General features: G+C 54.3%; 21 protein-coding genes and 5 pseudogenes. 22 read left to right on the top strand and 4 right to left on the bottom strand.

Annotated features, from left to right (window positions below):
• Window positions 1–152 precede the first annotated feature (152 nt).
• The 6 genes and pseudogenes from CV944_RS13055 to CV944_RS13080 all read left to right on the top strand — a co-directional run bounded on the left by CV944_RS13055 (window position 153) and on the right by CV944_RS13080 (window position 4,042).
• Window positions 153–812 carry an IclR family transcriptional regulator gene (locus tag CV944_RS13055; protein WP_232722163.1) on the top strand — a complete coding sequence of 220 codons (660 nt, stop codon included), beginning with the start codon at window positions 153–155 and terminating at the stop codon, window positions 810–812.
• A gap of 13 nt (window positions 813–825) precedes the next feature.
• Window positions 826–1,599 carry a type I 3-dehydroquinate dehydratase gene (aroD, locus tag CV944_RS13060; protein ID WP_023633532.1) on the top strand — a complete coding sequence of 258 codons (774 nt, stop codon included), beginning with the start codon at window positions 826–828 and terminating at the stop codon, window positions 1,597–1,599.
• 73 nt (window positions 1,600–1,672) lie between these two features.
• Window positions 1,673–1,789, top strand: a complete 117-nt coding sequence (locus tag CV944_RS13065) for a CoA transferase (RefSeq protein ID WP_232722178.1) — start codon at window positions 1,673–1,675, stop codon at window positions 1,787–1,789.
• Window positions 1,779–2,021: pseudogene (locus tag CV944_RS13070) on the top strand (CoA transferase); the annotation flags it as partial. The gene CV944_RS13065 and the pseudogene CV944_RS13070, both read left to right, overlap by 11 nt.
• A gap of 407 nt (window positions 2,022–2,428) precedes the next feature.
• Window positions 2,429–3,458: pseudogene (locus CV944_RS13075) on the top strand (LacI family DNA-binding transcriptional regulator).
• A gap of 17 nt (window positions 3,459–3,475) precedes the next feature.
• Window positions 3,476–4,042 carry a shikimate kinase gene (locus CV944_RS13080; protein ID WP_020278602.1) on the top strand — a complete coding sequence of 189 codons (567 nt, stop codon included), beginning with the start codon at window positions 3,476–3,478 and terminating at the stop codon, window positions 4,040–4,042.
• Window positions 4,043–4,046: 4 nt separating this feature from the next.
• Here the strand turns inward: CV944_RS13080 and CV944_RS13085 are convergent, their stop codons facing one another.
• On the bottom strand, window positions 4,047–4,376 hold the full coding sequence (locus CV944_RS13085; protein ID WP_100664309.1) for a hypothetical protein: 330 nt from the start codon (window positions 4,374–4,376) through the stop codon (window positions 4,047–4,049).
• A gap of 176 nt (window positions 4,377–4,552) precedes the next feature.
• On the opposite strand from CV944_RS13085, the gene CV944_RS13090 reads away from it, so the two are divergent.
• The gene (locus CV944_RS13090) at window positions 4,553–7,810 is read left to right on the top strand and encodes a hypothetical protein (RefSeq protein ID WP_100659956.1); all 3,258 of its coding nucleotides are present in this window, start codon (window positions 4,553–4,555) and stop codon (window positions 7,808–7,810) included.
• Between the two features lie 160 nt (window positions 7,811–7,970).
• Here CV944_RS13090 and CV944_RS13095 read toward each other — a convergent pair whose 3' ends face one another.
• A complete protein-coding gene (locus CV944_RS13095; protein ID WP_033008023.1) occupies window positions 7,971–8,447 on the bottom strand; it encodes a hypothetical protein in 477 nt (158 codons plus the stop codon).
• A gap of 153 nt (window positions 8,448–8,600) precedes the next feature.
• Here CV944_RS13095 and CV944_RS13100 point away from each other — a divergent pair.
• The 3 genes and pseudogenes from CV944_RS13100 to CV944_RS13110 form a co-directional block, all read left to right on the top strand.
• Window positions 8,601–8,972, top strand: a pseudogene (locus CV944_RS13100) (ArnT family glycosyltransferase); the annotation flags it as partial.
• Window positions 8,965–9,459, top strand: a pseudogene (locus CV944_RS13105) (glycosyltransferase); the annotation flags it as partial. The pseudogenes CV944_RS13100 and CV944_RS13105, both read left to right, overlap by 8 nt.
• A complete protein-coding gene (locus CV944_RS13110; RefSeq protein WP_047818501.1) occupies window positions 9,431–9,835 on the top strand; it encodes a GtrA family protein in 405 nt (134 codons plus the stop codon). The pseudogene CV944_RS13105 and the gene CV944_RS13110, both read left to right, overlap by 29 nt.
• Window positions 9,836–9,926: 91 nt before the next feature.
• Here the strand turns inward: CV944_RS13110 and CV944_RS13115 are convergent, their stop codons facing one another.
• Together CV944_RS13115 and proB are read right to left on the bottom strand one after the other, a co-directional pair.
• The gene (locus tag CV944_RS13115) at window positions 9,927–11,171 is read right to left on the bottom strand and encodes a glutamate-5-semialdehyde dehydrogenase (RefSeq protein ID WP_100659958.1); all 1,245 of its coding nucleotides are present in this window, start codon (window positions 11,169–11,171) and stop codon (window positions 9,927–9,929) included.
• Window positions 11,168–12,292, bottom strand: a complete 1,125-nt coding sequence (proB, locus tag CV944_RS13120) for a glutamate 5-kinase (RefSeq protein ID WP_011231534.1) — start codon at window positions 12,290–12,292, stop codon at window positions 11,168–11,170. The genes CV944_RS13115 and proB overlap by 4 nt, the downstream gene beginning before the upstream one ends.
• A 508-nt stretch (window positions 12,293–12,800) precedes the next feature.
• On the opposite strand from proB, the gene ilvD reads away from it, so the two are divergent.
• The 12 genes and pseudogenes from ilvD to CV944_RS13175 form a co-directional block, all read left to right on the top strand.
• Entirely contained in the window at window positions 12,801–14,480 is a 1,680-nt protein-coding gene (gene ilvD / locus CV944_RS13125; RefSeq protein WP_100664310.1) for a dihydroxy-acid dehydratase, read from the top strand.
• Between the two features lie 119 nt (window positions 14,481–14,599).
• Window positions 14,600–15,112 (top strand): annotated as a pseudogene (locus CV944_RS13130) (Phenylacetic acid catabolic protein); the annotation flags it as partial.
• 12 nt (window positions 15,113–15,124) lie between these two features.
• Window positions 15,125–15,769: an enoyl-CoA hydratase-related protein gene (locus CV944_RS13135; RefSeq protein WP_100659959.1), complete on the top strand. Its 645-nt coding sequence runs from the start codon at window positions 15,125–15,127 to the stop codon at window positions 15,767–15,769.
• Between the two features lie 17 nt (window positions 15,770–15,786).
• Window positions 15,787–17,304 carry an aldehyde dehydrogenase family protein gene (locus CV944_RS13140; protein WP_100659960.1) on the top strand — a complete coding sequence of 506 codons (1,518 nt, stop codon included), beginning with the start codon at window positions 15,787–15,789 and terminating at the stop codon, window positions 17,302–17,304.
• Window positions 17,305–17,554: 250 nt separating this feature from the next.
• Window positions 17,555–18,418, top strand: a complete 864-nt coding sequence (locus CV944_RS13145; RefSeq protein ID WP_100664311.1) for a 3-hydroxyacyl-CoA dehydrogenase — start codon at window positions 17,555–17,557, stop codon at window positions 18,416–18,418.
• Window positions 18,419–18,444: 26 nt separating this feature from the next.
• The gene (locus CV944_RS13150) at window positions 18,445–19,656 is read left to right on the top strand and encodes a thiolase family protein (protein ID WP_100664312.1); all 1,212 of its coding nucleotides are present in this window, start codon (window positions 18,445–18,447) and stop codon (window positions 19,654–19,656) included.
• A gap of 260 nt (window positions 19,657–19,916) precedes the next feature.
• Window positions 19,917–20,774 (top strand): phenylacetic acid degradation operon negative regulatory protein PaaX, encoded by an 858-nt coding sequence (gene paaX / locus CV944_RS13155; protein ID WP_100664313.1) that lies wholly within the window; start codon window positions 19,917–19,919, stop codon window positions 20,772–20,774.
• Between the two features lie 95 nt (window positions 20,775–20,869).
• Window positions 20,870–21,121 (top strand): IS200/IS605 family accessory protein TnpB-related protein, encoded by a 252-nt coding sequence (locus tag CV944_RS17685; RefSeq protein ID WP_080729534.1) that lies wholly within the window; start codon window positions 20,870–20,872, stop codon window positions 21,119–21,121.
• Complete coding sequence (locus tag CV944_RS17690; protein ID WP_227412597.1) at window positions 21,122–21,271, top strand: transposase; 150 nt, start codon at window positions 21,122–21,124, stop codon at window positions 21,269–21,271.
• A 398-nt stretch (window positions 21,272–21,669) separates the two neighbouring features.
• Window positions 21,670–22,029 carry a DUF3221 domain-containing protein gene (locus CV944_RS13165; protein WP_033008036.1) on the top strand — a complete coding sequence of 120 codons (360 nt, stop codon included), beginning with the start codon at window positions 21,670–21,672 and terminating at the stop codon, window positions 22,027–22,029.
• A gap of 57 nt (window positions 22,030–22,086) precedes the next feature.
• Complete coding sequence (locus CV944_RS13170; RefSeq protein WP_100664314.1) at window positions 22,087–23,094, top strand: trypsin-like serine peptidase; 1,008 nt, start codon at window positions 22,087–22,089, stop codon at window positions 23,092–23,094.
• A gap of 49 nt (window positions 23,095–23,143) precedes the next feature.
• Window positions 23,144–24,069, top strand: a 926-nt coding sequence (locus tag CV944_RS13175; RefSeq protein WP_233205010.1) for an NAD(P)H-dependent flavin oxidoreductase, incomplete at its 3' end; no start/stop codon positions are given.

A 24,069-nucleotide genomic window follows, 5' to 3' on the forward strand; every position in this document is an offset into this window, starting at 1 on the left:
AATCCGTTGAATCTCTTCATCCGAAACAAGTTTTTGCATCAAATTCGGGAGTGTGGTATGCTTGTTCATAGAGAGCACCTCCTGGGTTTGTTTGTGTCGCTACCCACATTCTACAGGAAAGGTGCTCTTTTTTCTATACCCTTTGGATTTTATTGGATAATCAACACGCCTGTTCGCTGGCCAAATCAACGACAACGCGCCTGCTCGCTACGCTGGAGCAAAACCGCTTGGTCGTCAAAGATCCGGAGACGTTAAAGTACCGTCTTGGACAAGGATTGTACTATTTAGGATATATTGCCGGCAAATCGATTAAAGTGCGGGAAATCGCGCGGCCTGTGATGGAGCGGCTGCGCGACGAGACGCGGGAGACGGTGAACTTATACGTGCTCGAACAAGATGCCCGCGTTTGCGTCGAACAGTGCGAGGGGCTTCAGGCGCTGCGCCATATGGTGAGAATCGGCGAGCGGCTGCCGCTTTGGGCGGGCGCGGGAGGAAAAGTATTGTTGGCATACCAATCGCCCGCCTTTCAAGAGCGAATTTTCGCGCAAATGCCGACAAAGGAACGCTTGGCTCGTCTAGCGGCGGAGCTTGAGGTGATTCGGGAGCGCGGCGTTGCGTCTAGCATCGATGAACGGGAAGTCGGCTCTGCGGCCGTTGCGGCGCCGATTTTCAATATCCGTGGGGAAGTTAGCGCCTGCTTGTCCATCTCCGGGCCGACGCATCGGTTTACGCCGGACGTGCTCGAGAAGTTCGAAACGATCGTGAAAGAAGGAGCGCAAGCGATTTCAGAAAAACTAGGTTATCGACCATAAGGGGGAAGAGCATATGGCGATTTCAAAACGCGCCGTCCGTGTGCGCAATGTCTTGATTGGGGGAGACGAGCCGTGCATTTGCGCCCCGGTCGTTGGAGCGGATGCGGGGCAAGTGTTAGAGGAAACAAGGCAAATCAGCGCGAAAAAGCCGCATCTGATTGAATGGCGTGCGGACTTTTTCCAGGCGATTCATGACGAACAGCAAGTGGCGGCAACGGCGAGAGAGATGCGGGCGATCGCCGGAGACATCCCGATTTTGTTTACGGTTCGTTCCGAACTGGAGGGCGGCCGACCGATTTCCTTGACAGAAGAGGAAAAGCTGCGGTTGTTTGAAACAGTGTGCCAAAGCGGCGCGATCGATTTGCTTGATTACGAGCTTGCCCATGAGCCCTATGTCCCCGCTGTCCGTCAGCTGACCCGCTGCTATGGAGTGCGTCTCGTTTTGTCCTATCATAATTTTGATTGTACGCCATCTAAGGAAGAACTTGTCGCCAAAATGCGCCAAGCTGAGCAACATGGTGCCGATATCGCCAAAGTGGCGGTCATGCCAACATCGCGACAAGACGTTCTTGCCTTGTTGCAAGCGACCGAGGAGGCGCGGCAGGGGTTGGAGATCCCACTCATTACGATGTCGATGGGAGGATTGGGCGCCATCACTCGTTTGGTCGGGGGATTGTTCGGTTCGGCCGTCACGTTTGCCGTTGGCCAACAAAGCTCAGCTCCGGGGCAAATTCCCATTGAAGAAGTCAGAGATGTATTGTCGGTCATCATGAAATACAGCCAATAATTGGACTTTGGAGGAGGAGAGCATCATGGGTCGTTTGCCGTTGGAGGGTGTCAAAGTGCTCGATGTTTCAACGATGATCGCGGCGCCGTTCGGTGCGGTATTGCTCGGCGATTTTGGCGCCGATGTCATTAAAGTGGAGTTGCCGGGGAAAGGGGACACCTTGCGCCATGTCGGGCCGTTTAAGCATTAAAGACATTTTTGAGCATCCGCACTATCAAGCACGGGAAAACATCATTGAAGTCGCCCATCCGCGCCTTGGCAAAATTAAAGTGCCCGGCATCGTGCCGAAATTTGAAAAAACGCCGGGCGCGGTGCGCCGTATTGCGCCCGATTTAGGGGAGCATACGGAAGAGATTTTGCAGACAATGCTTGGCCTGTCCGAGGAGGACATTCAGAAGTTAAGAGAAAAAGAGATTATTTAACGTTCCGAAAGAAGTCTCCCACTTCGAAACAAAGTGAAAGTGGGAGATGAATTTCGGGGGGGACGATAGCCAACCAATATGATAAATAGATGGTTAGAACGGACACCTTCGGAACGCGGGGAAGCATAAAGGGTTTTTGTGTGGCTTGCCGTTCAGCGAACATGCACAAGTCGCTTGAAGCCCCCGCCTCTCAGCAAAGCGTAGGTGGCGGGTAGTTCATGCGGCGGGCAGTTGACTCTCGGCTTCTCGTTTGGAGATCGCCGGGCTTTTTTTTTTTTGCGTTGTTTGGATAACGAACGATGAGGCGCCTTTTTCCTGCCCAGCCGGCGCTGTGCGTTGACACTGTTTGCAGCAACCGTTTATACTTTTAGTAGGTTAAAGCAACGGTAAAGCAGGTGATTCGAACCGTGTCGGATAAAAAGCGCTCCCGTGTGACGCTCGAACAAGTGGCCAAGCATGCCGGCGTGTCGCGGGCGACAGCCTCGCTTGTTGTTCGTGGGAGTTCGAATATTTCGAAAGAAACACGGGAAAAAGTGCTTCGATCGATGAAAGAATTAGGCTACGTGTATGACCGTGTAGCCGCCAATTTGCGCTCGCAGCGCTCTTCCACCGTCGGGTTGATTATTACGGAACTTGACAACCCGTTTTTTTCCGAACTGCTTGTCGGCGTCCACGAGGCGCTTGATCAGGAAGGATATACCGTCATTTTAGGCACGACGTTTGACCGGCCGGAAAAACAAGATGCATTACTATCGACGATGCTTGAGCATCGGGTTGGCGGCGTCATCATGAGCCCGGTTCCGGGGTGTTCGACCGAGATGGTTGAGCGGCTGCGGCAATGGGATATTCCAGTCGTGTTGTTTGCTCGTGATGAACTTCCGGCTGGACAGTTTGATTATATCGGAATCGATAATGTGGCCGGCGGGCGGATGGCGACTGAGCATTTGCTCGATCAGGGTCATCGCCGCATTGCCTTTATTGGCGGTTCTCCGCAGTCGTCCGTATGGAAGGCGCGCCAAAGGGGATACGGCAAGGCGTTGCGTGCCGCAGGCATCGAGGTGGATGACGCGCTGCTTGTGCCGTCGGCGACAACAAGGCAGGGCGGACGGATGGCGGCGAAACGAGTTTTGCAACAACCGAACCCGCCGACAGCGCTCTTTTGTTATAACGATGTTGTCGCCTTCGGGGCGATGCTCGGCTTAAAAGAGGAAGGAATCGTTCCGGGACGCGATATCGCGGTCGTGGGATTTGACAACATTTCAAGAGTCAGCGTTGTTTCAACCACCGTTAACGACGGTGGCCGCGTTCCCAGAAAAGATCGGTGCGTGCGCGGCGCGGCGGTTGCATGAACGCATGAAAGGGGATGACAGCGAGCCGAAACGGACGATTTTGCATCCAGAGCTCGTCATCCGGCAGTCATCTAGAAAGAGCGATTGAAAAGGGAGTGAGGGAACGTGGAGAGGCAAACCACCATCCCGCTCCGCGAGCGGAACATCATATTGATCGGCTTTATGGGAGCGGGGAAAACAACGATCGGGCAGCTGGTGGCGAAAAAGCTGTACCGCGATTTTATCGATGTCGACGCGGAAATCGAGCGGCGGCAAGGGATGTCGATTCCGGAGCTTTTCGCGCAAAAAGGAGAAGCGTATTTTCGAAAGGTGGAACGGGAACTCATCGTCGATTTATGCACAAATACAAGGTTGAAAATCCTTTCGCTTGGCGGCGGCGCGTATTTGCAGGAGGAGGTGCGGCGCGCATGCCTCGCTCATGGCATCGTCTTTTTCCTTGACTTGTCATGGGATTATTGGAAAGAGGAACGGCTGCCGCTCATTGTCGACAGCCGCCCGGTGCTGAAAAACAAAACGTTGGAAGAGGTGGAGCAGCTGTTTTTCCAGCGGCAGTCGGCTTACGCCCTCCATCATTCCCGCGTGGTGTTGAATGAGCTTGAAGCCGAACAGGCGGCCGAGCAAATTGTCGAGTCGATCAAATGGACGTGGGATGTATATGAACCAAATCGATAGATGGTCATGGCGAAAAGGCAGGCTCTTGTCGGGAGCTTGCCTTTTCGTGTTGGATGGCCGCGGCGAGAGCCGGTGGCGGAGCGGTAATCTGACGGTAATGATGCAGGCCGACTTCGTGCCCCGGTTGGATGGCCGCATCGAAAGCTGGTGATGGAACGAGGAATGCAGCGCCGTTATCGCGGTTTTTCCAATAGCAGGTTTTGCGGGCGCGGTCAAAGCGGTTCGGCGCTGGGGAGCCGGATCCGCTTGTCCTCACCTTGCGTTCAGTCTCGCGTTCTTGATCGGCAAGGGTGTGGATGTGAGTGATGGACGGACTCATGTTTTCGGAAGCCATCAGAGAGGCCTGTTTCGTGTCCGGGGATCGGACGTTGGGTCGCGTTCAGGGAGCGGAGGGAAGACGAACGACCCTGCGTTTCTTTTCTTTTTTGGGCAGAAATGCCTGTTTGTTCTTGCCGGACAAGCGCTCCTTTTGTTATAAGGAAGATACCAGGTGTGAGGGAGAGTGGGAAGATGGAGGAAAGGGCGTTCCGCTGGTTTTATGTATATATTGTCTTGGCGGTGCTGCTTCTGTCGGCGCCGTATTGGCTTTGGTGGTTGAAGCCGGAAACGGAGCTTGAGCTGCTCATTGTCGATGACACGGTGCCGGATCGGTCGTACCGCGAGCACCAAGGGCTTGTTTGGCTGCTCCGGGCGCAAAAGTACGTGCACCGGAATGGTGAGGCGTATGATGCGGCGCGCGATTATGTCGGATTTGTGCCAAAGGGCGGCGGGGCATACGAAGTGCGCCCGTTTCCGAACACGATGGATCGCTATGATGCCGTGTATGTCGCCGACACGTACGGCGTCTATGAAGAAGAATTTGTTCGCCAGCGGACGGACGGGGCGCGGTCGGCGAAAGTGCACGGCGGGCTGGACGGCGAGACGGTGAAGGCGCTTTGGCGGTTCGCCCGGGAAGGGGGAAACACGTTGATCGCCGAATTCAACTCGATGGCCCACCCGACAGCGCAGGAGGTGCGCGCGTCGTTTGAATCGCTGTTCGGCTTGCATTGGACGGGGTGGATCGGGCGCTATTTCCCCGATTTATCCAGCCGGGAAGTGCCGGCGTGGGTCAGGGAGAACTACGAACAACAATATGGAACGCCGTTTGCGTTCCGCGGTCCGGGAATTGTGCTTGTGGATGAACGCGATCGGTTGATGGTTTTGGACCGGCGCGATCTTGGCGGCGATGGCGTCGTGTTTTCGTATACGAAAGCGGGGAAAGCGCGGTGGGGCCAACACGAGCGCGTTCCTTATTCGTACTGGTTTGACATCGTCCAGCCGCTTGATCCGGACGATGTGTTGGCGACCTATACGTTGTCGCTTTCCAAACGCGGGAACGAGAAGCTGCGCGCCATCGGGGTTCCGGTTTCGTTTCCGGCCGTTGTCCGCTATGAGACGCGCACGTACCAGTCGTACTACTTTTGCGGCGATTACGCCGATCAAGGCAGTGTGCCATCGATTTACCAAACGGTTGGATTCGATCGATGGCGCAAGTGGACGGCGAGCAGCCGCCCGGATGATGAGACGGCGTTTTATTGGAAAGTGTACGTGCCGATGATGAAAGCCATTTTGCAAGAAATCAAAACGTATCAGGAGGAGAAGAAGCGGCCTGCCGCTACAGAAACGGCGGAGCAGGACGGCATCCGCTTGGCGGGGACGGTCGGGCGCGACTATCTTCAAGTATATCGCAATGGACGGTGGGAGCCGCTGCTTATTAAAGGCGTCAACCTCGGCATCAGCAAACCCGGCGCGTTTCCGGGCGAGGCGAGCATCACGAAGGAAGAATACTTCCGCTGGCTTCAGTATATCGGGGCGATGGGGGCGAACGCCGTCCGCGTCTATACGATCCATCCGCCGGCGTTTTACGAAGCGCTCTATGAATACAATCAAACCGCCAAGCAGCCGCTCTATTTGTTTCACGGCGTTTGGATCGATGAAGCGATGATGCTTCGGATCAAAGATGTTTGGTCCCCCGCGGTGGACGGGGCGTTTCGTGCCGAGATTCGCCGCACGATCGACATCATCCACGGCAACGCCAACATTCCAAAGCGGCCGGGCCACGCCGGGGGAGTGTACCGATATGACCTTTCCCCTTATGTCCTCGGGTGGATTTTCGGCGTCGAATGGGATCCGGACGTTGTTGCCGCCACGAACAAAGCCCATCGCGGATCAGGGGATTACCGCGGGACATATGTGTATACGAAGGGAGCAAGCCCGTTTGAAGCGTGGCTCGCGCGTGCGGTCGACGAAGCGGTCGGCTATGAGACGGAAACGTATGGGTGGCAGCGGCCCGTGAGTTTCACCAACTGGGTGACGACCGATTTCCTTCGTCATCCGGCCGAGCCGTTTGTCAAAGAAGATCTTGTTTCCGTCAATCCGAATGTCATGTACGCCACCGACAAGCTGCGCGCCGGATGGTTCGCTTCGTATCATATTTATCCGTATTATCCGGATTTTTTGAACAGAGAAGAAACATATATCCGCTATATTGACTCGCGCGGCGAGCATAACAGCTATGCCGGCTACTTGCATGAGATGAAGGCCGCTCACCGGATGCCGATTCTCGTCGCCGAGTTCGGTGTTCCTTCGTCGCGCGGCATGGCGCATCGAAATGTGCACGGGAAAAATCAGGGGTTTTTGTCGGAACAGGAGCAAGGAACGATCGACCGGGAGCTGTTTGAGGACATCGTCCATGAGCGGATGGCGGGAGGGCTGTTGTTTTCCTGGCAGGATGAATGGTTCAAGCGGACGTGGAACACGATGGATTATGACAACCCGGATCGTCGGCCGTTTTGGCTGAATGCGCAGACGAACGAACAACATTTTGGGCTGCTTCGGTTTGAGCCACGTTCAAGCGCGGCCGCGATGATCAAGGTCGACGGGCGGAAAGACGATTGGACGTTCAATGGAATCCGTCCGGTTTGGACAGAGGGCAAGCGAGCGCTGTACGTCACAAGCGATGAAGGGTATTTGTACGTGCGGCTTGACGGTGCGCGCATCACCGATGAAACAACGACGTACATTGCGTTTGATACGATTCCAGGCCAAGGGCAATCGCGCCTCCCGGGCCTTTCCGGCATGCGTACGTCGGGGATTGACTTTGCTTTAGTCATTCATGGAAAACAGCGCGCCCGGCTGCTTGTCGACAGCTACTATGACACGTTTTCTTATCATTACGGCTATCAGCTGCACATGATGCCGGCGGCGCCGTACGCCCATCGCAAAGATAACGGAGTATACCACCCGATCCGGTTGACGCTGAATAAAAAGCTCGAAGAAGCAGATGGCAAGGCCGTGCCGTTTGACTCGTATGAAACCGGGGTGCTTCGCTTCGGCACCGCCAACCCGGCCGATGCGGCCTATGACTCGCTTGCCGATCTCAGCGTGAGCCGCCGCGGTGATATGTATGAAATTCGCCTGCCGTGGGCGCTGTTGAATGTCACCGATCCAAGCCGGCGCGAGGTGATGGGCGATATCTGGTCAAAAGAAGGTCTAAAAAGCCGAGAGATCATCCCCGGCATCCGCCTCGGCGTGTACGTCGCCAACGGGGAGCGCTCATTTTCGTTCCCGGCGATGGAAGGGAATGTGCTGCCGGTTCAGCGGTTTTACACGTACACGTGGCCGACATGGGAGACGCCGCGCTACCACGAGCGGCTGAAGCCGTCGTATGAAGCGATGAAAGCGGCGTTTTCCGGCGCGGACATCGCCAAGCAGCAAGGAAACGAATAAGAAGAACGCCCCGCAACATTGGCTGCTGTTCGACACGACGATGATCGGTCAAGGCGGTTGTCTGTCCAAAAAAGAAGCCGGCAAGCACGAGACAAAAGCCCAACCGGCCGTCAAGCAAAAAACATGCTGGCGGCCGGTTGGCTTGTTTCTTTTTCGTTTTTTAAGAGATTTCGTTTTGTCCAGCCCGGGAACGGAGTTTTCGTTCATGTTGGAGGGTTTTGCGGGCGAGGAAGTCAACCGTTTCCTGCGTTTCCGACCATTCAAGGCGCCAATAGTTCATTTTCGTTTCCAAGCGCTCAAATCGAGCATCCGTGCGCTTTTCCAAATCCAAAAGTTTTTGGTGCAACCGGTCTTCCGTCTCTCGAATTTTGGCATACAGCCGATTTTCTGTATCCTGAATCTCGGCGCGCAGTCGGTTTTCCGTATCTTGGATCTCCGCGCGCAGTCGGTTTTCCGTATCTTGGATCTCCGCGCGCAGTCGGTTTTCCGTGTCTTGAATTTCAGCACGCAGTCGGCTTTCTGTATCTTGGATTTCGGTGCGCAGCCGATCTTCCATTTCTTTCATTTGCTGTTGGATTTTTCCGGAATGCAAGTCGAGCGCCTTTAAAATTTGTTGCACGATGGTGGCTCCTTCCACACGATTCACCTCCTTTCGCCTTTTATCATAGCACACGTCTGCGGTCAGCGAAATGAAAACCTTGTCCATTCGCTCGATTTTTTCACCAAACTTTCACCAACACGGGGTAACGTAACGGCAGGAGACGAAGAACATGACGGAAAGGGAGAGTCGATGAAGAAAATACAATGGAAATGGGATGGATGGATTGCTGCGATCATGGCTTGGTCAGCTTTTTTGCACTTCTATCAAATTGGAAACAGCGGTTCCAATGTGTATTATACGGCGGCGGCGAAAAGCATGGCCGCAAGTTGGAAGGCGTTTTTCTTCGCCGCGCTTGATCCGGAGGGATTCATTACCGTTGATAAGCCGCCGGCGGCGCTTTGGCTGCAGGCGTTGAGCGTGAAAGTGTTCGGAGTGAGCGATTTTAGCGTGCTTCTTCCGGAAGCGTTGGCGGGGGTTGCCTCGACGTGGATGATGTACGTGATCGTCAAGCCGTGGGCGGGGCGGATAGCGGCGCGCTGGGCAAGCTTCGTGTTTTCCTGCTATTGACCGGAAAGTGTGCGATCAGTTACGCTATATGAGAGAGCGGAGCCGGTTTGTTCGGGGGCTGGTAAGCTGGGTCGGCTTCCGGCAGACGGCGGTTGAATACGAACGGGAGCCGCGTTTCGCCGGTGAGACGAAATACCCGCTCAAAAAGATGATTCGGTTTTCGCTTGATGGCATCACCTCGTTTTCATACAAGCCGCTGAAGCTGGCCAATTGGCTTGGATTTTTGTTGTCTGCGGCCAGTGTGGTGGGGATGTTCGTTGTCCTTTATCTTAAATGGTTTGCTCATTCAACGATCGCTGGCTGGGCGTCATTGTTGATGGTCATGCTGCTTGGCAACGGGGTGACACTGCTCATGCTCGGCGCGATTGGCGAATATATCGGCCGGATTTACGATGAAGTGAAAGAGCGTCCGCTCTATATTGTCAACGAAACGTGGGGAGTCGGAACGAAACATGAACGAAAGCCTTCGTATATTCCGTAAAGAAAAACAAGCCGTATGGCGGTTTGGCCTCGTTGGGGTGAGCAATACCGCGGTGGACTTCGCCGTCTTTTTTTTGTTGACTGCTGCAGGCGCTAAGGCGGCGGTTGCCCAAGCCGTTGCCTACGGCGCCGGGATGGCGAACAGCTACATTTGGAATCGGCGTTGGACGTTTCAAGTCAAACGGAAAGCCAATATAAAGGAAGTTTTGCGCTTTCTTGTCGTCAACGGGCTGTCGTTCGGTGCATCGCTTGCCGTTTTGCTGGCCGCGGAACGGCTCGCGCCGCTCTGGCTGGCGAAACTGGCGGCGACAATCGCCGGGATGGCGGTGAACTTTATCGGCAGCCGTTATTGGGTATTTGTGGAAATGGAAAAATAAGAAAACGATCCGGAAGCCATGGGTTGGGTCCGGATCGTTTTATGCTTTAGAAACTTAGTGAAAAAGGAAGCCGTCTTCGTTGCAGCCATCGTTATGACTCCCGAATTTGCCCCGTCCCGTACACGAGCGATTTTGTCGTCGTGATGGCGACAAGCCCCATCGGACCGCGGGCGTGCAGCTTTTGCGTGCTGATGCCGATTTCCGCTCCGTAGCCGAACTGCTCCCCGTCCGTGAAGCGGGTGGAGGCGTTATGGTACAAGACCGCCGCATCAACCGCCTGGAAAAAGCGGCGGACGTTCACCTCGTTTTCCGTGATGATCGCTTCCGAGTGCTTCGTCCCGTAGCGGCGGATGTGGCCAATCGCCTCGTCGACATCGGCGACCAGTTTGACCGCTAAAATCGGCGCCAAATATTCCGTATACCAGTCATCTTCTGTTGCCTCGCTGATAAACGGATAGGCGGAGGCAAGACGTTGGTCGCCGCGCAATTCGACGCCGCGGGCGTGAAGCGTCTCAAGCAAGTCGGCGGCATATGGCCAACGCTCATGGATGAGCACCGTTTCGACGGCATTGCAGACCGATGGGCGCTGCAGTTTGGCGTTTAGGACGATCTCGATGGCCATTTGCCGCTCGGCTGATTCGTCGATGAAAATATGACAGTTGCCGACGCCGGTCTCAAGCACCGGCACGGTGGCGTTTTCGACGACCGAGCGGATGAGCCCGGCTCCGCCGCGCGGGATGAGCACATCCAAGTAGCTGTTGAGACGGAACATACGCTGCGCCGTTTCCCGGCTCGTGTCTTCGAGCAGTTCAATCGCCGTTTCCGGAACGGTCGTCGTGCGGAGCGCCTCTTTCATGACGCGAACGAGCGCTTTGTTCGAATGAAGCGCTGATGTGCTGCCGCGAAGCAAAACCGCGTTGCCCGTTTTCAAGCAAAGGCTCGCCGCATCGACCGTCACGTTCGGGCGCGCTTCGTACACCATGCCAATGACCCCAAGCGGCACGCGCACCGTTTGGATGCGGAGCCCGTTCGGCCGCGTCCACTCTGCGATGATTTCTCCGACCGGGTCAGGCAGCGAGGCGACTTGGCGGACGCCGTCGATGATTTGGTCCAGGCGTTCATTGGTGAGTTGGAGCCGGTCAAGCAAAGCCGGCGACAGCCCTTGTTCGCGGCCTTGGGCCATATCTTTCTCGTTTTCTTGCAAAATGAAGGCGCGTTCGCGGTCAAGGGTTTGGGCGATCTGTTCCAACGCCTCATTTTTTTCCTCCGCTGACAGCATGGCGAGCGTTTGTGAGGCGGTTTTCAACCGTTCGGCTTTTTCGAGCAGTTCGCTCATTTCGATACACTCTCCTTTCGCAACGTGACCCAATTGTCGCGGTGGATGACTTCCGGGCGGTGAAGGTAAGAGTATTGCCGGGCCTCTTCGCTCGGCCGCCCTTTCACTTTTTTCAAATCGGCGGCGGCGTAATACACTTGGCCGCGTCCGATCGTGATCCCTTTTTCATTGACGACATCCACGACATCCATCGCATGGAAGTCGCCGGAAACCGCTGTTACGCCAGCAGGGAGCAAACTTTTCCCACGCATAAGCAACGCTTCTTCAGCCCCGCTGTCGACCGTGATCATGCCGGCGACAGGAGCATGATAGGCAATCCATTGTTTGCGCATTTGCATTTGTTTCGGAAACGGAACGCCGATGTACGTGCCGTCTCCTTTTCCAGCTAAAATATCAGCCAGTTTTTCTCGGCCGCTTCCCGTGCCGATGAACACGCTGACGCCAAACGAAAGTGCTTTTCGAGCCGCGAGAAGCTTCGAGCGCATCCCGCCGGTGCCGACGGCTGAACCGATGCCGCCGGCGGCTTCGATCATCTCATCGGTGATTTCCGGCAAAAAGGCGTATTTTTTCGCCTGCGGATTCGTTTTCGGATTGGCGTCATACAACCCGTTAATGTCCGTAAGCAAAATGAGCGCATCAGCGTGCAAAAAGCCGGCGACAAGCGCCGAAAGCATGTCATTGTCGCCAAATGTCAATTCTTCAATGGAAACGGAGTCGTTTTCATTAATGATCGGCACGGCGCCGTTCTCAAGCAGTGTGGTGATTGTGGCAAACAAGTTGCGGAACCGCTCGCGGCTGTAAAAGTCGCTGCGCGTCAACAACAGCTGAGCGGCCGTAAAGCCGAATTGGGCGAACGCCGAGCTGTACGCCTGCATGAGCAAACTTTGCCCGACGGCTGCGGCTGCCTGTTTCCCAGCGATTGTCGTCGGGCGCGCCGGGTAGCCTAAAGGTCCGAAACCAGCGGCGACAGCGCCGGACGTGATGAGAATGACGTCATGGCCGAGCTGTTTGAGATAAGCGATCGCCTCAACGTGATCGAACAGCTTGTCATGGCAAAGGCCGCCTTTCGGATCGGTGAGCGAGCTGCTGCCGATTTTGACCACCACGCGCTGCCGTTTCATCGCGTTCCTCCCTCCTTTGCGTGTTGAATGGCATGAGTTGGATCGCCTAGCCGCTCTGCGAAGCGGCCGGCCAATAAAAAACGCTTTTCCTCCTTTTTTGCAAAAGGACGGAAAAGCGTTCCGCGGTACCACCTTTTTTGGCGCACAAAGCGCCCACCTCTGGCCTGTAACGCAGGCGTGCGGCTTATGTTTGCATAAGCGGCCGTCTAGGGCAGGTTCAACCGGCTTCCCGCGAGGAACCTTCCAGCCTGTGGGTTCCACTCTCTGGCGCGTTCCCTCGGTTTACTAGTCCCGTGCCGTTCCTGTTGTTTTCTTGTCAAGGAGTGCAATTTGTAAGAAATTATGACGCCAAATGCTCCGGTTGTCAAGAGGAAAGGCTGATTTTTCTGACTTGTTTTTTCGAAGCAGATTTTGAAAACGCATTCATAATAAAGGTAATTGTCTTTCTATTAGAAAAAGTGGTACAATACTAGCAACCTAGCAATCTGCACGATGGAGGGACCAGAATATGAAAAAGCGGCGCAGCGACATGATCAAAAAAGGATTTGACCGCGCCCCGCACCGGAGTTTGCTGCGGGCGGCCGGGGTGAAAGATGAGGATTTTGACAAACCGTTCATCGCGGTTGTCAATTCGTACATCGACATTATTCCGGGGCACGTTCACTTGCAAGAGTTTGGGAGAATCGTGAAAGAAGCGATTCGCGAAGCAGGCGGCGTGCCGTTTGAAATGAACACGATCGGCGTTGATGACGGCATCGCCATGGGGCATATCGGGATGCGCTATTCGCTTCCGAGCCGGGAAATCATCGCTGATTCGATCGAAACGGTCATCTCGGCGCATTGGTTTGACGGCATGGTATGCATTCCGAACTGCGACAAAATTACGCCAGGGATGATGATGGCGGCGATGCGGCTCAACATCCCGACGATTTTTGTCAGCGGCGGGCCGATGAAAGCTGGTGTGACGAAAGACGGGCGGAAAATTTCACTGTCATCTGTATTTGAAGGCGTCGGGGCGTATTTAGGGGGAACGCTCGATGAGAAAGGGCTTGAAGAACTCGAACGGTACGGCTGTCCGACGTGCGGATCGTGCTCGGGCATGTTTACGGCCAACTCGATGAACTGTCTCGCTGAAGCGCTCGGGCTTGCACTGCCGGGCAACGGCACGATTTTGGCGGTCGACCCGGCGCGCAAAGAGCTGGTCCGCCAATCGGCAAAGCAGCTGATGTATTTGATCGAACATGACATCAAACCGCGCGACATCGTCACCGAAAAAGCGATCGACAACGCGTTCGCGCTCGATATGGCGCTTGGCGGCTCGACGAATACGGTGCTGCATACGCTGGCGATCGCCAACGAAGCCGGCATCGAGTACTCGCTTGAGCGCATCAACGAAGTGGCGGCGCGCGTGCCGCATTTGGCCAAACTCGCCCCGGCGTCGGACATCCATTACATCGAAGACTTGCATGAAGCGGGCGGCGTTTCGGCCGTGTTGAACGAGCTGGCGAAAAAAGAAGGCACGCTTCATTTAGATACGCTCACCGTCACGGGCAAAACGCTCGGGGAAAACATCGCCGGCTGCGAAGTGAAAAACTATGACGTCATCCGGCCGATTGACAACCCGTATTCGGAAACGGGCGGGCTCGCCATTTTGTTTGGCAACCTGGCGCCGGACGGCGCCGTCATTAAAACCGGGGCGGTGCAAGGCGGCATCACGCGCCATGAAGGGCCCGCGATCGTCTTCGACTCCCAAGAGGAAGCGCTCGAGGGCATTGCCAGCGGGAAAATCAAGCCGGGACATGTTGTCGTCATCCGCTACGAAGGGCCAAAAGGCGGCCCAGGGATGCCGGAAATGCTTGCGCCAACGTCGCAAATCGTCGGCATGGGGCTCGGTACGAAGGTAGCGCTTGTCACCGACGGCCGCTTCTCCGGCGCCTCGCGCGGCTTGTCCGTCGGCCACGTTTCACCGGAAGCGGCGGAAGGCGGACCGATCGCTTTCATCCAAGACGGCGATATCATCGAGATCGATACGGTGAAACGAACGATCAACGTCAAGCTGTCCGATGAAGAGCTCGAACGCCGGAAAGCGAACTGGAAAGGCTTTGAACCAAAAGTGAAAACCGGGTATCTCGCCCGCTACTCGAAACACGTCACATCGGCGAGCACGGGGGGGATTATGAAGATTTAGCGGATTTCTGTAAGAGCGTTGTCCCCTTCCAAGCGCGCGAGGGACGCCATTAGACGATCAGGATCAAAAGAGGCGGTTTTTCCGCCTCTTTCATTTATTTTTGATATGAAGGCATGTGATTGGATGCCTCATACGGACCGTATGCGCGGGCGCTGAAGCGCATTTGCGCCGAGGAAGTGTTTCACGCCCAGCACGGCGAGTCGATCATTTTGGCGCTCGCCGAAGGGACGAAGGAGCAGAAAGAGATGCTGCAAGAGGCGCTCAACCGTTGGTGGGAGGCGCTGCTTATGTTTTTCGGTCCGCCGACGGCCGATACGACGGGAACTTCGAAGCAAGACATCACGATCAAATACCGCATCCGCACGAAAACGAATGAACAACTGCGCCAAGACTTCTTTACGAAATATGTGTCGCGCATTTGGGCGCTCGGACTGAAGATTCCTGATGAGACCATGCATTTTGACAAAGAGAAGGGCCAATGGATTTACCGGCAGCCGGATTGGGAGCGGTTTAAAGAAATCATCCGCAACAACGGACCGAAGTCGCAGGAGCGGCTTGAGCTTCGGCGGACGGCGTATAAGCAGAACGCGTGGGTGCGGGAGGCGCTCAGCGCCGTACGGACGGCCGGATGAGGAGGGATGGCCATGGCGGGGAAAGAACAAGGATTTTATCAAGTGTTTGAAGTGTTCAGCCGCAAAGCGCCGGATGCGCCGATGCAGCATCAATTCAGTCTGCTTGCCCCTAATGAGGAGATCGCGCTCGTGATGGCGCAGGAAAACTTTATGCGCCGCGAGCCGGTCGCGGACCTTTGGGTCGTGAAGCGGGACTATATCCGGCGAATGAGTGAGGAGGAAAAAGCAGCGCTCTTCCGGCTTCTTTCGGAAAAAGCGAGTTTCGCTCCTGCGTTTATTCACGTCGGTCTTGTGCCGGATGCGGGCCATCTGTACTATTTGCCGCGCCTCGTCGGACGGGCGAAGGCGCTTGAGCTGGCGGTGCTCGGGGATAAAATCTCCGCTGAACAGGCCGCCTCGCTCGGGCTGGCGACCAAGGTCATTCCTCTCTCCGAGTGGGAGGAGGGAGTCAAGCAGTTTGCCGAGCGGCTCGCTGCCATGCCAACGAAGGCGATTGGACTCATCAAACGGCTGCTTCGCGAAGGCGAAGAAACGACGTTTGACCGCTACTTGGAACGGGAAGCGGAATGCCAACGCATTGCCGGCATGACGGCAGATCACCGCGAAGGCGTCAAGGCGTTCTTTGAAAAACGAAAACCATTATTCCGAGGAAACTAAGCAAGGGGGATGAAACGATGGCGACTGTGAAACAAAAGAAAATGGAACCGATGCCGACCAAACGCGATTTCTATCATTTGATTGTGAACGGGGAGCGGGTGGAAAGCGCTTCGGGAGAGACGTTTGAAGTGATCAATCCGGCCACTGGCGAACCGGTCGCCCGCGTCGCCAAAGGGACGCGCGAGGACGCCGAACGGGCGGTGCAGGCGGCGCGGCGGGCGTTTGATCATGGGAAATGGCGCCATTTCCCAGTGCAAAAACGCGCCCGCATCTTGTACCAAATTGCATCCATCATGCGCGAACGTTTCAATGAATTGGTGGAATTGGAAATTTTGAATACCGGAAAAGCACTGTCAGCAGCTCAAGGACAAGTAATGCAAGCCATTGAAGACTTTGAGTTTTTTGCCGGAGCGATCATTGGCCACCGCGGGGCGGTCAACCCGATGCCAGGGGCGTTTCACAACTATACGGAAAAAGAGCCGGTTGGCGTGTGCGCCCAAATCATTCCGTGGAACTACCCGCTCATGATGGCGGCTTGGAAAATCGCGCCTGCTCTTGCCGCAGGATGTTCGGTTGTCGTCAAACCGGCGTCGCTGACGCCGCTCACCTGCCTGGTGCTGGCGGAAATTTGCCACGAGGCCGGGGTGCCGGAAGGGGTCGTCAATGTGGTGACCGGCGCCGGGGCGGAAGTCGGGGACTATTTGGTGGAGCATCCGCTCGTCGACAAAGTCGCGTTTACCAGATCGACGCCGGTCGGGAAGGAAATTATGGAGAAGGCGTCGAAAACATTAAAACGGGTGACGCTCGAGCTGGGCGGCAAATCGCCGAGCCTTGTATTTGCGGACGCTGATTTAGAAGCCGCTGTCGCCGGCTCATTGTTCGGCATTTTCTACAACAGCGGACAATCGTGCGAGGCACGCTCTCGCTTGTATGTGCATGAAAGCATTTATGACGCCTTTATGGAAGCGTTCGTGGCCAAAACGAAGCAGCTGAAACTCGGCAACCCGTTTGATGCCGGCACGCATGTCGGGGCGATCATCAGCCGCGGGCAGCTGGAAGTGATTGACGAATACGTGCAATCGGCGGTCGCGGATGGAGCGACGATCGTTGCCGGAGGGAAAGAAGCGGTAGTCGAGGGATTTGAAAACGGTTACTGGTATGAACCGACGATTTTGACGAACGTGAACCATCAAATGAAAGCGGTTCGTGAAGAAATTTTCGGACCGGTTGTCGTCGTGATGAAATTCCGCGATGAAGCCGAAGCCGTTGAATTGGCGAACGATAGCGACTATGGGCTGGCCGCCGCCGTTTGGACGAAAGATTATGGCCGCGCCGTTCGCGTAGCGAAGCAGCTGCGTTCCGGCATTGTCATGGTCAACAGCCCATTCTCCGCCTTCCCAGGCACGCCGTTTGGCGGCTACAAACAGTCCGGATTCGGGCGCGAGCTGTCTGTCGAGGCGCTTGATTTGTACACAGAAACGAAAAGCGTGCTGTCGTATTACGGGCCGCGTCCGCTTAATCCGTTTGGCGTCTAAGATTTTCTCCGTTTTGCGTTTGCCAACATACGAGAGCGGGTCGCGTCCTTGGACGCAACGTTCAGTTTGCCGCCCTTGAAGGCAAGAGCCGGTTAGGGCAAGCGTGGAGAGACGCGCCTGTCCGTTTGCTGAGCACCCCGTCGCGCGTGATGGGGTGCCCATTCATTTGACGGCGTCCGCCGCTTGGTGAGAGAGAACGCTAGCTCGATGCATCAGCCGTCATATGCGAAAGCAGGAGAGGGGGAAGACGATGATCGAACGCCTTGTTGTCGTCGGCAGCGGCGTGATGGGGAGAGGCATTGCGTATGTCGGCGCTGTCGGCGGGTTCCAGACGACCTTAGTGGACATTAAGCAAGAACAATTGGAGAGCGCCCAGAAGGAGATTGCTTCGATTTTTGAACAGGCGGTCGCTCGAGGGAAATTGACCGACAGCGAGCGGCAAGAAGCCGAGGCGCGCCTGTCGTATTCACTTGATTCGGCGGCCGCTGTGCGCGATGCCGATTTGGTGATCGAGGCCGTGCCGGAAAAACTTGAATGGAAAAAGCAAGTGTTCGAGACGATTGACGCCCATGCGCCGGCGTCGTGCTATTTTGCGACGAATACATCCACCATGAGTCCGACCGAAATCGGTTCGTTCACGAAGCGGCCGGAGCGGGTGATCGCCATGCATTTTTTCAATCCGGTTCATAAAATGAAGCTTGTGGAAATCATCCGCGGGTTGGAGACGAGCGACGAAACGGCGCAAATGGCGAAGGAAGTCGCCGCGCGGATGGGGAAAGAAACCGTTGTCGTCAATGAATTTCCGGGATTCGTCACGAGCCGGATCAGCGCCCTTGTCGGCAATGAAGCGTTTTATATGCTGCAAGAAGGGGTCGGGACGCCCGAAGAGATCGACAAGGCGATCAAGCTCGGCCTCAATTTCCCGATGGGGCCGTTTGAGCTTGCGGATTTAGTTGGGCTTGATACGAGATTGAACAACTTAAAATATTTGCACGAAAAACTCGGAGAAAAATACCGCCCGGCGCCGCTGTTGGAGCAATACGTCAAAGCGGGGCGGCTCGGCCGCAAAACAGGCCGCGGCGTCTATGACTATACGAATCGGGAAAACGGCTGATCTGTCGAAAAAGGATGGGGGAGAATATGAACAGAGAAGTTGTGATTGTCGATGCGGTGCGCACACCGATTGGCCGCTACAAGGGCGCGTTGAAAGACGTCAGGCCGGATGATTTGGCGGCTGTTGTCATCCGGGCGCTTATCGAGCGAAATCCGGGTTTGCCGGTCGAACAAATTGATGATGTCGTTTTTGGCAACGCCAACCAAGCCGGCGAGGACAACCGCAACGTCGCCCGCATGGCGGCGCTGTTGGCCGGGCTGCCCATTGAAGTCGCAGGGGTGACGGTCAACCGGCTGTGCGGTTCAGGGCTTGATGCGGTCAATTATGCGGCGCGGGCGATTTTGGCCAATGAGGCCGATATCATGATCGCCGGCGGCGTGGAAAGCATGACGCGCGCTCCGTTTGTCATGCCGAAACCGGCAAGCGATTTCCCGCGCGGCAACATCGAGATGTATGACACAACGATCGGTTGGCGCTTTATCAATCCGAAAATGCACGAAATGTACGGCACCGACAGCATGCCGCAGACGGCGGAAAACGTAGCGAAGCGGTTCGGCGTGACGCGCGAGGCGCAAGATGAGTTTGCCTACGAAAGCCAAATGAAAGCGAAACAAGCGATCGAAACGAATCGGTTTGCGGATGAACTCGTGCCGGTTGTGTACCACGATCGAAAAGGCAACCGCGTTGTCGTCGATAAAGACGAGCATCCGCGTCCGGATACGACGTTGGAGAAGCTGGCGAAGCTACCGCCGTTGTTTGAAAACGGCACGGTGACAGCCGGCAACTCGTCCGGCATTAACGACGGGGGGGCGGCGCTTTTGTTAATGAGCGCCGAAAAGGCAAAAGAACTCGGACTCAAGCCGCTGGCTGCCTATGTCACTTCAGCGGTCGCCGGCGTTGAACCGGCCGTCATGGGAATCGGCCCGGTTTTTGCGACGCGCAAAGCGTTGCGCCGCGCCGGGTTGTCGCTTGACGACATCGGGCTTGTCGAGCTGAACGAGGCGTTTGCCTCGCAAGCGCTGGAATGCATCCGGCAGCTTGAGCTCGATCGGGCGAAAGTGAACGTCAACGGGGGAGCGATTGCCCTTGGCCATCCGCTTGGCGCGAGCGGCGCCCGCATTTTGACGACATTGATTTACGAAATGCGAAAACGCGGCGTCACCTATGGCTTGGCAACGATGTGCATCGGCGTCGGCCAAGGAATCGCGACGATTGTGAAAAACGCGGACGAACGGTGAGAGCGCCTTGTCTTCGTTCGGCGGAAAGGATGGTTATGTTCAGACGACGGCCCGTCATACAGCCGGTCTGGTTGAATGACGTCTGCCTAAGTTGATGAAGCTGCCGAAGCTGCGGCCGCCCGTTGGCGCGCCGCCGAGAGCCGCCTGCTTTTTAGCGGTGCGGCTCTTTTTTATTCCGTTTGTTTTTCGTCCGTCTTGCCAGCGTGATAAAAGTTTGTTACGATTATAGTTCGAAAACAAGATAAAGGGAGTTTCATTGGATGAATACGCGCTCACTCATTTTTACCATTTACGGCGACTACATCCGCCGCTACGGCGGTGAAATTTGGATCGGGAGCCTCATCCGCCTCCTTCGCGAATTCGGCCATAACGACCAAGCGGTGCGGGCGGCGGTGTCGCGCATGAGCAAGCAAGGATGGATTCGCGCGGAAAAACGCGGCAATAAAAGCTACTATTCCCTTACGGCGCGCGGCGTCAAGCGGATGGAAGAGGCGGCGCGGCGCATTTACAAAACGCGTCCCGAGCATTGGGACGGGAAATGGCGGATCCTGATCTATACGATTCCTGAGGAGAAGCGGCATTTGCGCGACGAACTGCGAAAGGAGCTTGTTTGGAGCGGGTTCGGCACGATGTCCAACAGCTGCTGGATGTCCCCGAACAATTTGGAGCAACAAGTGTACGACTTGATCGACAAGTACGACATCCGCCCGTATGTCGACTTCTTTTTGGCCGAATACGATGGACCGCATACGAACAAGCAGCTTGTGGAAAAGTGCTGGAACTTAGAAGAGATCAACCAAAAATACGAGCAGTTTATTGCCGTCTACAGCCAAAAATATGTCATTGACAAACATAAAATCGAGCGCGGCGAAATGTCGGATGCGGACTGTTTTGTCGAGCGAACGAAGCTCGTTCATGAGTACCGGAAGTTTTTGTTCATCGACCCTGGCTTGCCGGAAGAGCTGCTGCCGAACGAGTGGATGGGAAGCCATGCCGCCGCCTTGTTCAACGACTATTACCAACAGCTCGCCGCGCCGGCTAGCCGTTTCTTTGAAGCGGTGTTTCAAGAAGGGGCAGAGCTTGACAAAAAAGAAGAGGAAGAGACCTCCGTGGAATGAACCGGGATGCACGGCGCAACAGCAGCTGGGCATCCCGGTTGCCGTTTATGGAACGTTTGGTATAGAGGAGTGTGAAAGAGGAAAGTTGCCTCCGAATGTGCTGTCTTCATGAAAAAATCACCAATTGCCGGAACGATTTCCTGCATCAGTTGTCCACCCGCTCGATCCGTGAAAACCAAGTGGTGTACGTGGAGGATTTGCGTGTGCGGAGCATGCAAAAAAACGGCAAGTTTGCCAAATCCATTTCCGATTCCGCGTGGGGGCGTTTTCTCAATATGCTTGAGTATAAAACGACATGGTACGGGCGGGTGGTGGCTCGTGTCGCGAGCATCTTCCCGTCCAGCTAATTGTGCTCGCGCTACCGGCATCGGCAGGTTGAGATGAAGTGGCTTGGCATCTGCAAGTGGGTGTGCCCGAACGGCGGAGCCGAACATGACCGGAACCATAACGCCGCCCGAAATATCCTGAATGAAGGGCTTCGTTTGTTGTCGTTGTAGGGAAGTCGAACTGTGGGATGCACGGGGATGGCTTGGTGAACAACCTACCGAAGAGCGGATGTTACCAAGAATCCCCCACTTCGAAACATTAGTGTAGGTGGGAGAACGTTCAAGTTACACTCAAATTATTCTCATTTTCATAAAAATATGGTATTGTTAATGTATAACGTTTTTTTCACGTTTGTTGAATATAATGAATGATGTTTGTCGTTTTCTGATCTTCGTTATCCAATCACAAGGGGGTGATGGACAACATCAGCAACGCCGAGCTGGCTAGTTCGGTATCAAAGACGTGAATGCACTTGGGATCATCAATGTTCATTAGTGTGTTATTCTGTCCTGAAAGGGAAATTTGTTCATAACGATGGACCGGGAAACGAAATTGCTGGGGGGATGGTATGAGGAGATATATCTTGGTGAGTATTATTTTGTGTTCCATAGCATTATTATTCTTCTTTAGTGAATATAGCGCGAATCGATCTCCTAATCAAGCAACTGTTTCAGAAGGTTTTATTATTATGAAAGAAGGGGAGGTCTATTTAGTTGAAGATCAAGATTTTATTCAGGACGACGCCAATAAATTATCAATACAGGAATTAAGAAGAAAATACCATATGAGTAAGTTATGGATTACGGGAGCTGGTGCTTTGGGAGGAATAAAAAACGGGCAAAAGGTCAGAGTGTGGTACTCAGAGGTTTTAGAGTCGTATCCTAGTAAAATCAAAGTTACGAAAATTGAGCCTGTTCAATATAATTGAAACATATAAATTATCTCGGTGCTATAGTTTTGGAATTTTATAAGGGGGCTTACTTTAATGAAAAAAATTGTATTTATCATTTTTGTAATGATTGGGTTTATTATGTCGTCTATAATGAATATCCCGGCAACCGTTCTTGCTCAAAAAAACAGTAATAATGCTTATGACATGATTAATTCAAAAGGTGAAATCATTAAGTATGAAGATTACATGAAAAAGTTAAAGAATTCAAGAGTTTTGGTCACCGAAGGATCAGAAGGAACCGGTGAAGTTCTTCCAAAAGCAGAGATAAATACAGATTTCAAAAAAAGTAAGCCTTACAAATATAATTTAAACCCTGAAACAACATATATCGGTGATAAATCTCCAAATCAATATTTTCCTCAGGTTGTGATTGGTGCTGATGGCCGTGCAAAAGTCTCCAATACTTCAGTCGCCCCTTACAGACAAATTGCGTACATTGAATTGGAATTTAGAGACGGTTGGTATGCTTGCACAGGAACTGTTATCGGAAAAGATAAAGTTCTTACAAATGCACATTGTGTTATGGACGTTGTGAATCAGTCCGGCGCGATAAATGGTTATGTATATCCCGCCATGAATAATAATATATATTCATACGGTGTGTATCAAATAGTAGATTATTATATTACGAGCAACTATATTCAAACAGGAGACCCAACTCAAGACTTTGCAGTTCTTAAGCTTAGCACATATTTAGGAAAAAATATTGGTGATGTAGTCGGATATCTTCCATTAAGACAAGTATCTAACATTCAAGGTACGTCAGTAAAAATTTATGGATATCCAGGGGATAAAATCGAACAGTATAAGGAAATATCTCAATGGGGAATGGCTGGCTCCGTTTCCAAAGAAACCGGTGAGCTTGCATTTTATCAGATTGATACTTATAATGGACAATCCGGTTCCTCTTTACTAAACTCATCAAACGAAATCATTGCTGTTCATAGAGGGAGCTTTCGTATCAATGGTACTACTTACAATGGGGGACCGAAAATGATTAAACCGGTATATGATTTTATTCGAGCAGCAATGCAAAATTAACCATAGGATTAGAAACATGGACTTAATATTTCTAAAAGGTGTGATCATAATGAATGATATTTGCCGTTTGCTCAATCTTCGTTATCCGATCATTCAAGGGGGGATGGGCAACATCAGCAACGCCGAGCTGGCGAGCGCCGTGTCGGAAGCGGGGGGGCTTGGAACGATCGGCGCGGGGACGATGCCGCCTGATGAGGTGGAGGCGCTGATCGTTGAAACGAAGCGGCGCACGAATCGCCCGTTTGCGGTGAACATTCCGCTTCAAGTGACGCCGCACGCCGCGGAGATCGCCGAACTTGTCATCCGCCATCAAGTGCCGGTCGTTTCCCTTTCCGCCGGCAATCCGGCGCCGTGGATTCCGCGTTTTGCGGAACATGGCATCAAGGTGCTTGTCGTCGTCGCCTCGGTCAACCAAGCGCAAAAAGCGGAGGCGGCCGGGGCGGATGTCGTCGTCGCCGAGGGGTATGAGGCGGCAGGCATCAACTCGCCGCTTGAGTTGACGACGATGACGCTCATTCCGCAAGTCGCCAGCGCCGTCCGCATCCCCGTCGTCGCCGCGGGCGGCATCGGCGATGGGCGCGGGCTGCTCGCCGCCTTCGCGCTCGGCGCCCAAGGGGTGCAGCTTGGCACAAGGCTGGTGGCCACGAAGGAAGCGCCGTTTCATGACGCGTATAAACGGCGGCTTGTCGAGGCGAAAGAAAATGAAACGGTCATCGTCGGCCGTTCGGTCGTGCGCATCCGCCGCGTCATGCGCACGCCGTATGTCGAGAAGCTGCTGGAGTATGAACAGCAAGGCATGCCGCTCGAGCAGTTTCAAGAATATACATCGGAGGATCGTCATCGCCGCGGCGCCCTCCTCGGCGATTTCCATGAAGGATTTATCTTAATTAGGCGAGAAGACTCCCACTTCAACGAAGCGAAGCGGAGTAAGTGGGAGATGAATCGCCTTAACTATATTTTGCTGAAAATAGGATA

The sequence above is a fragment of the Geobacillus sp. WSUCF-018B genome (assembly GCF_002809985.1).
GTDB classification, from domain to species: domain Bacteria; phylum Bacillota; class Bacilli; order Bacillales; family Anoxybacillaceae; genus Geobacillus; species Geobacillus thermophilus.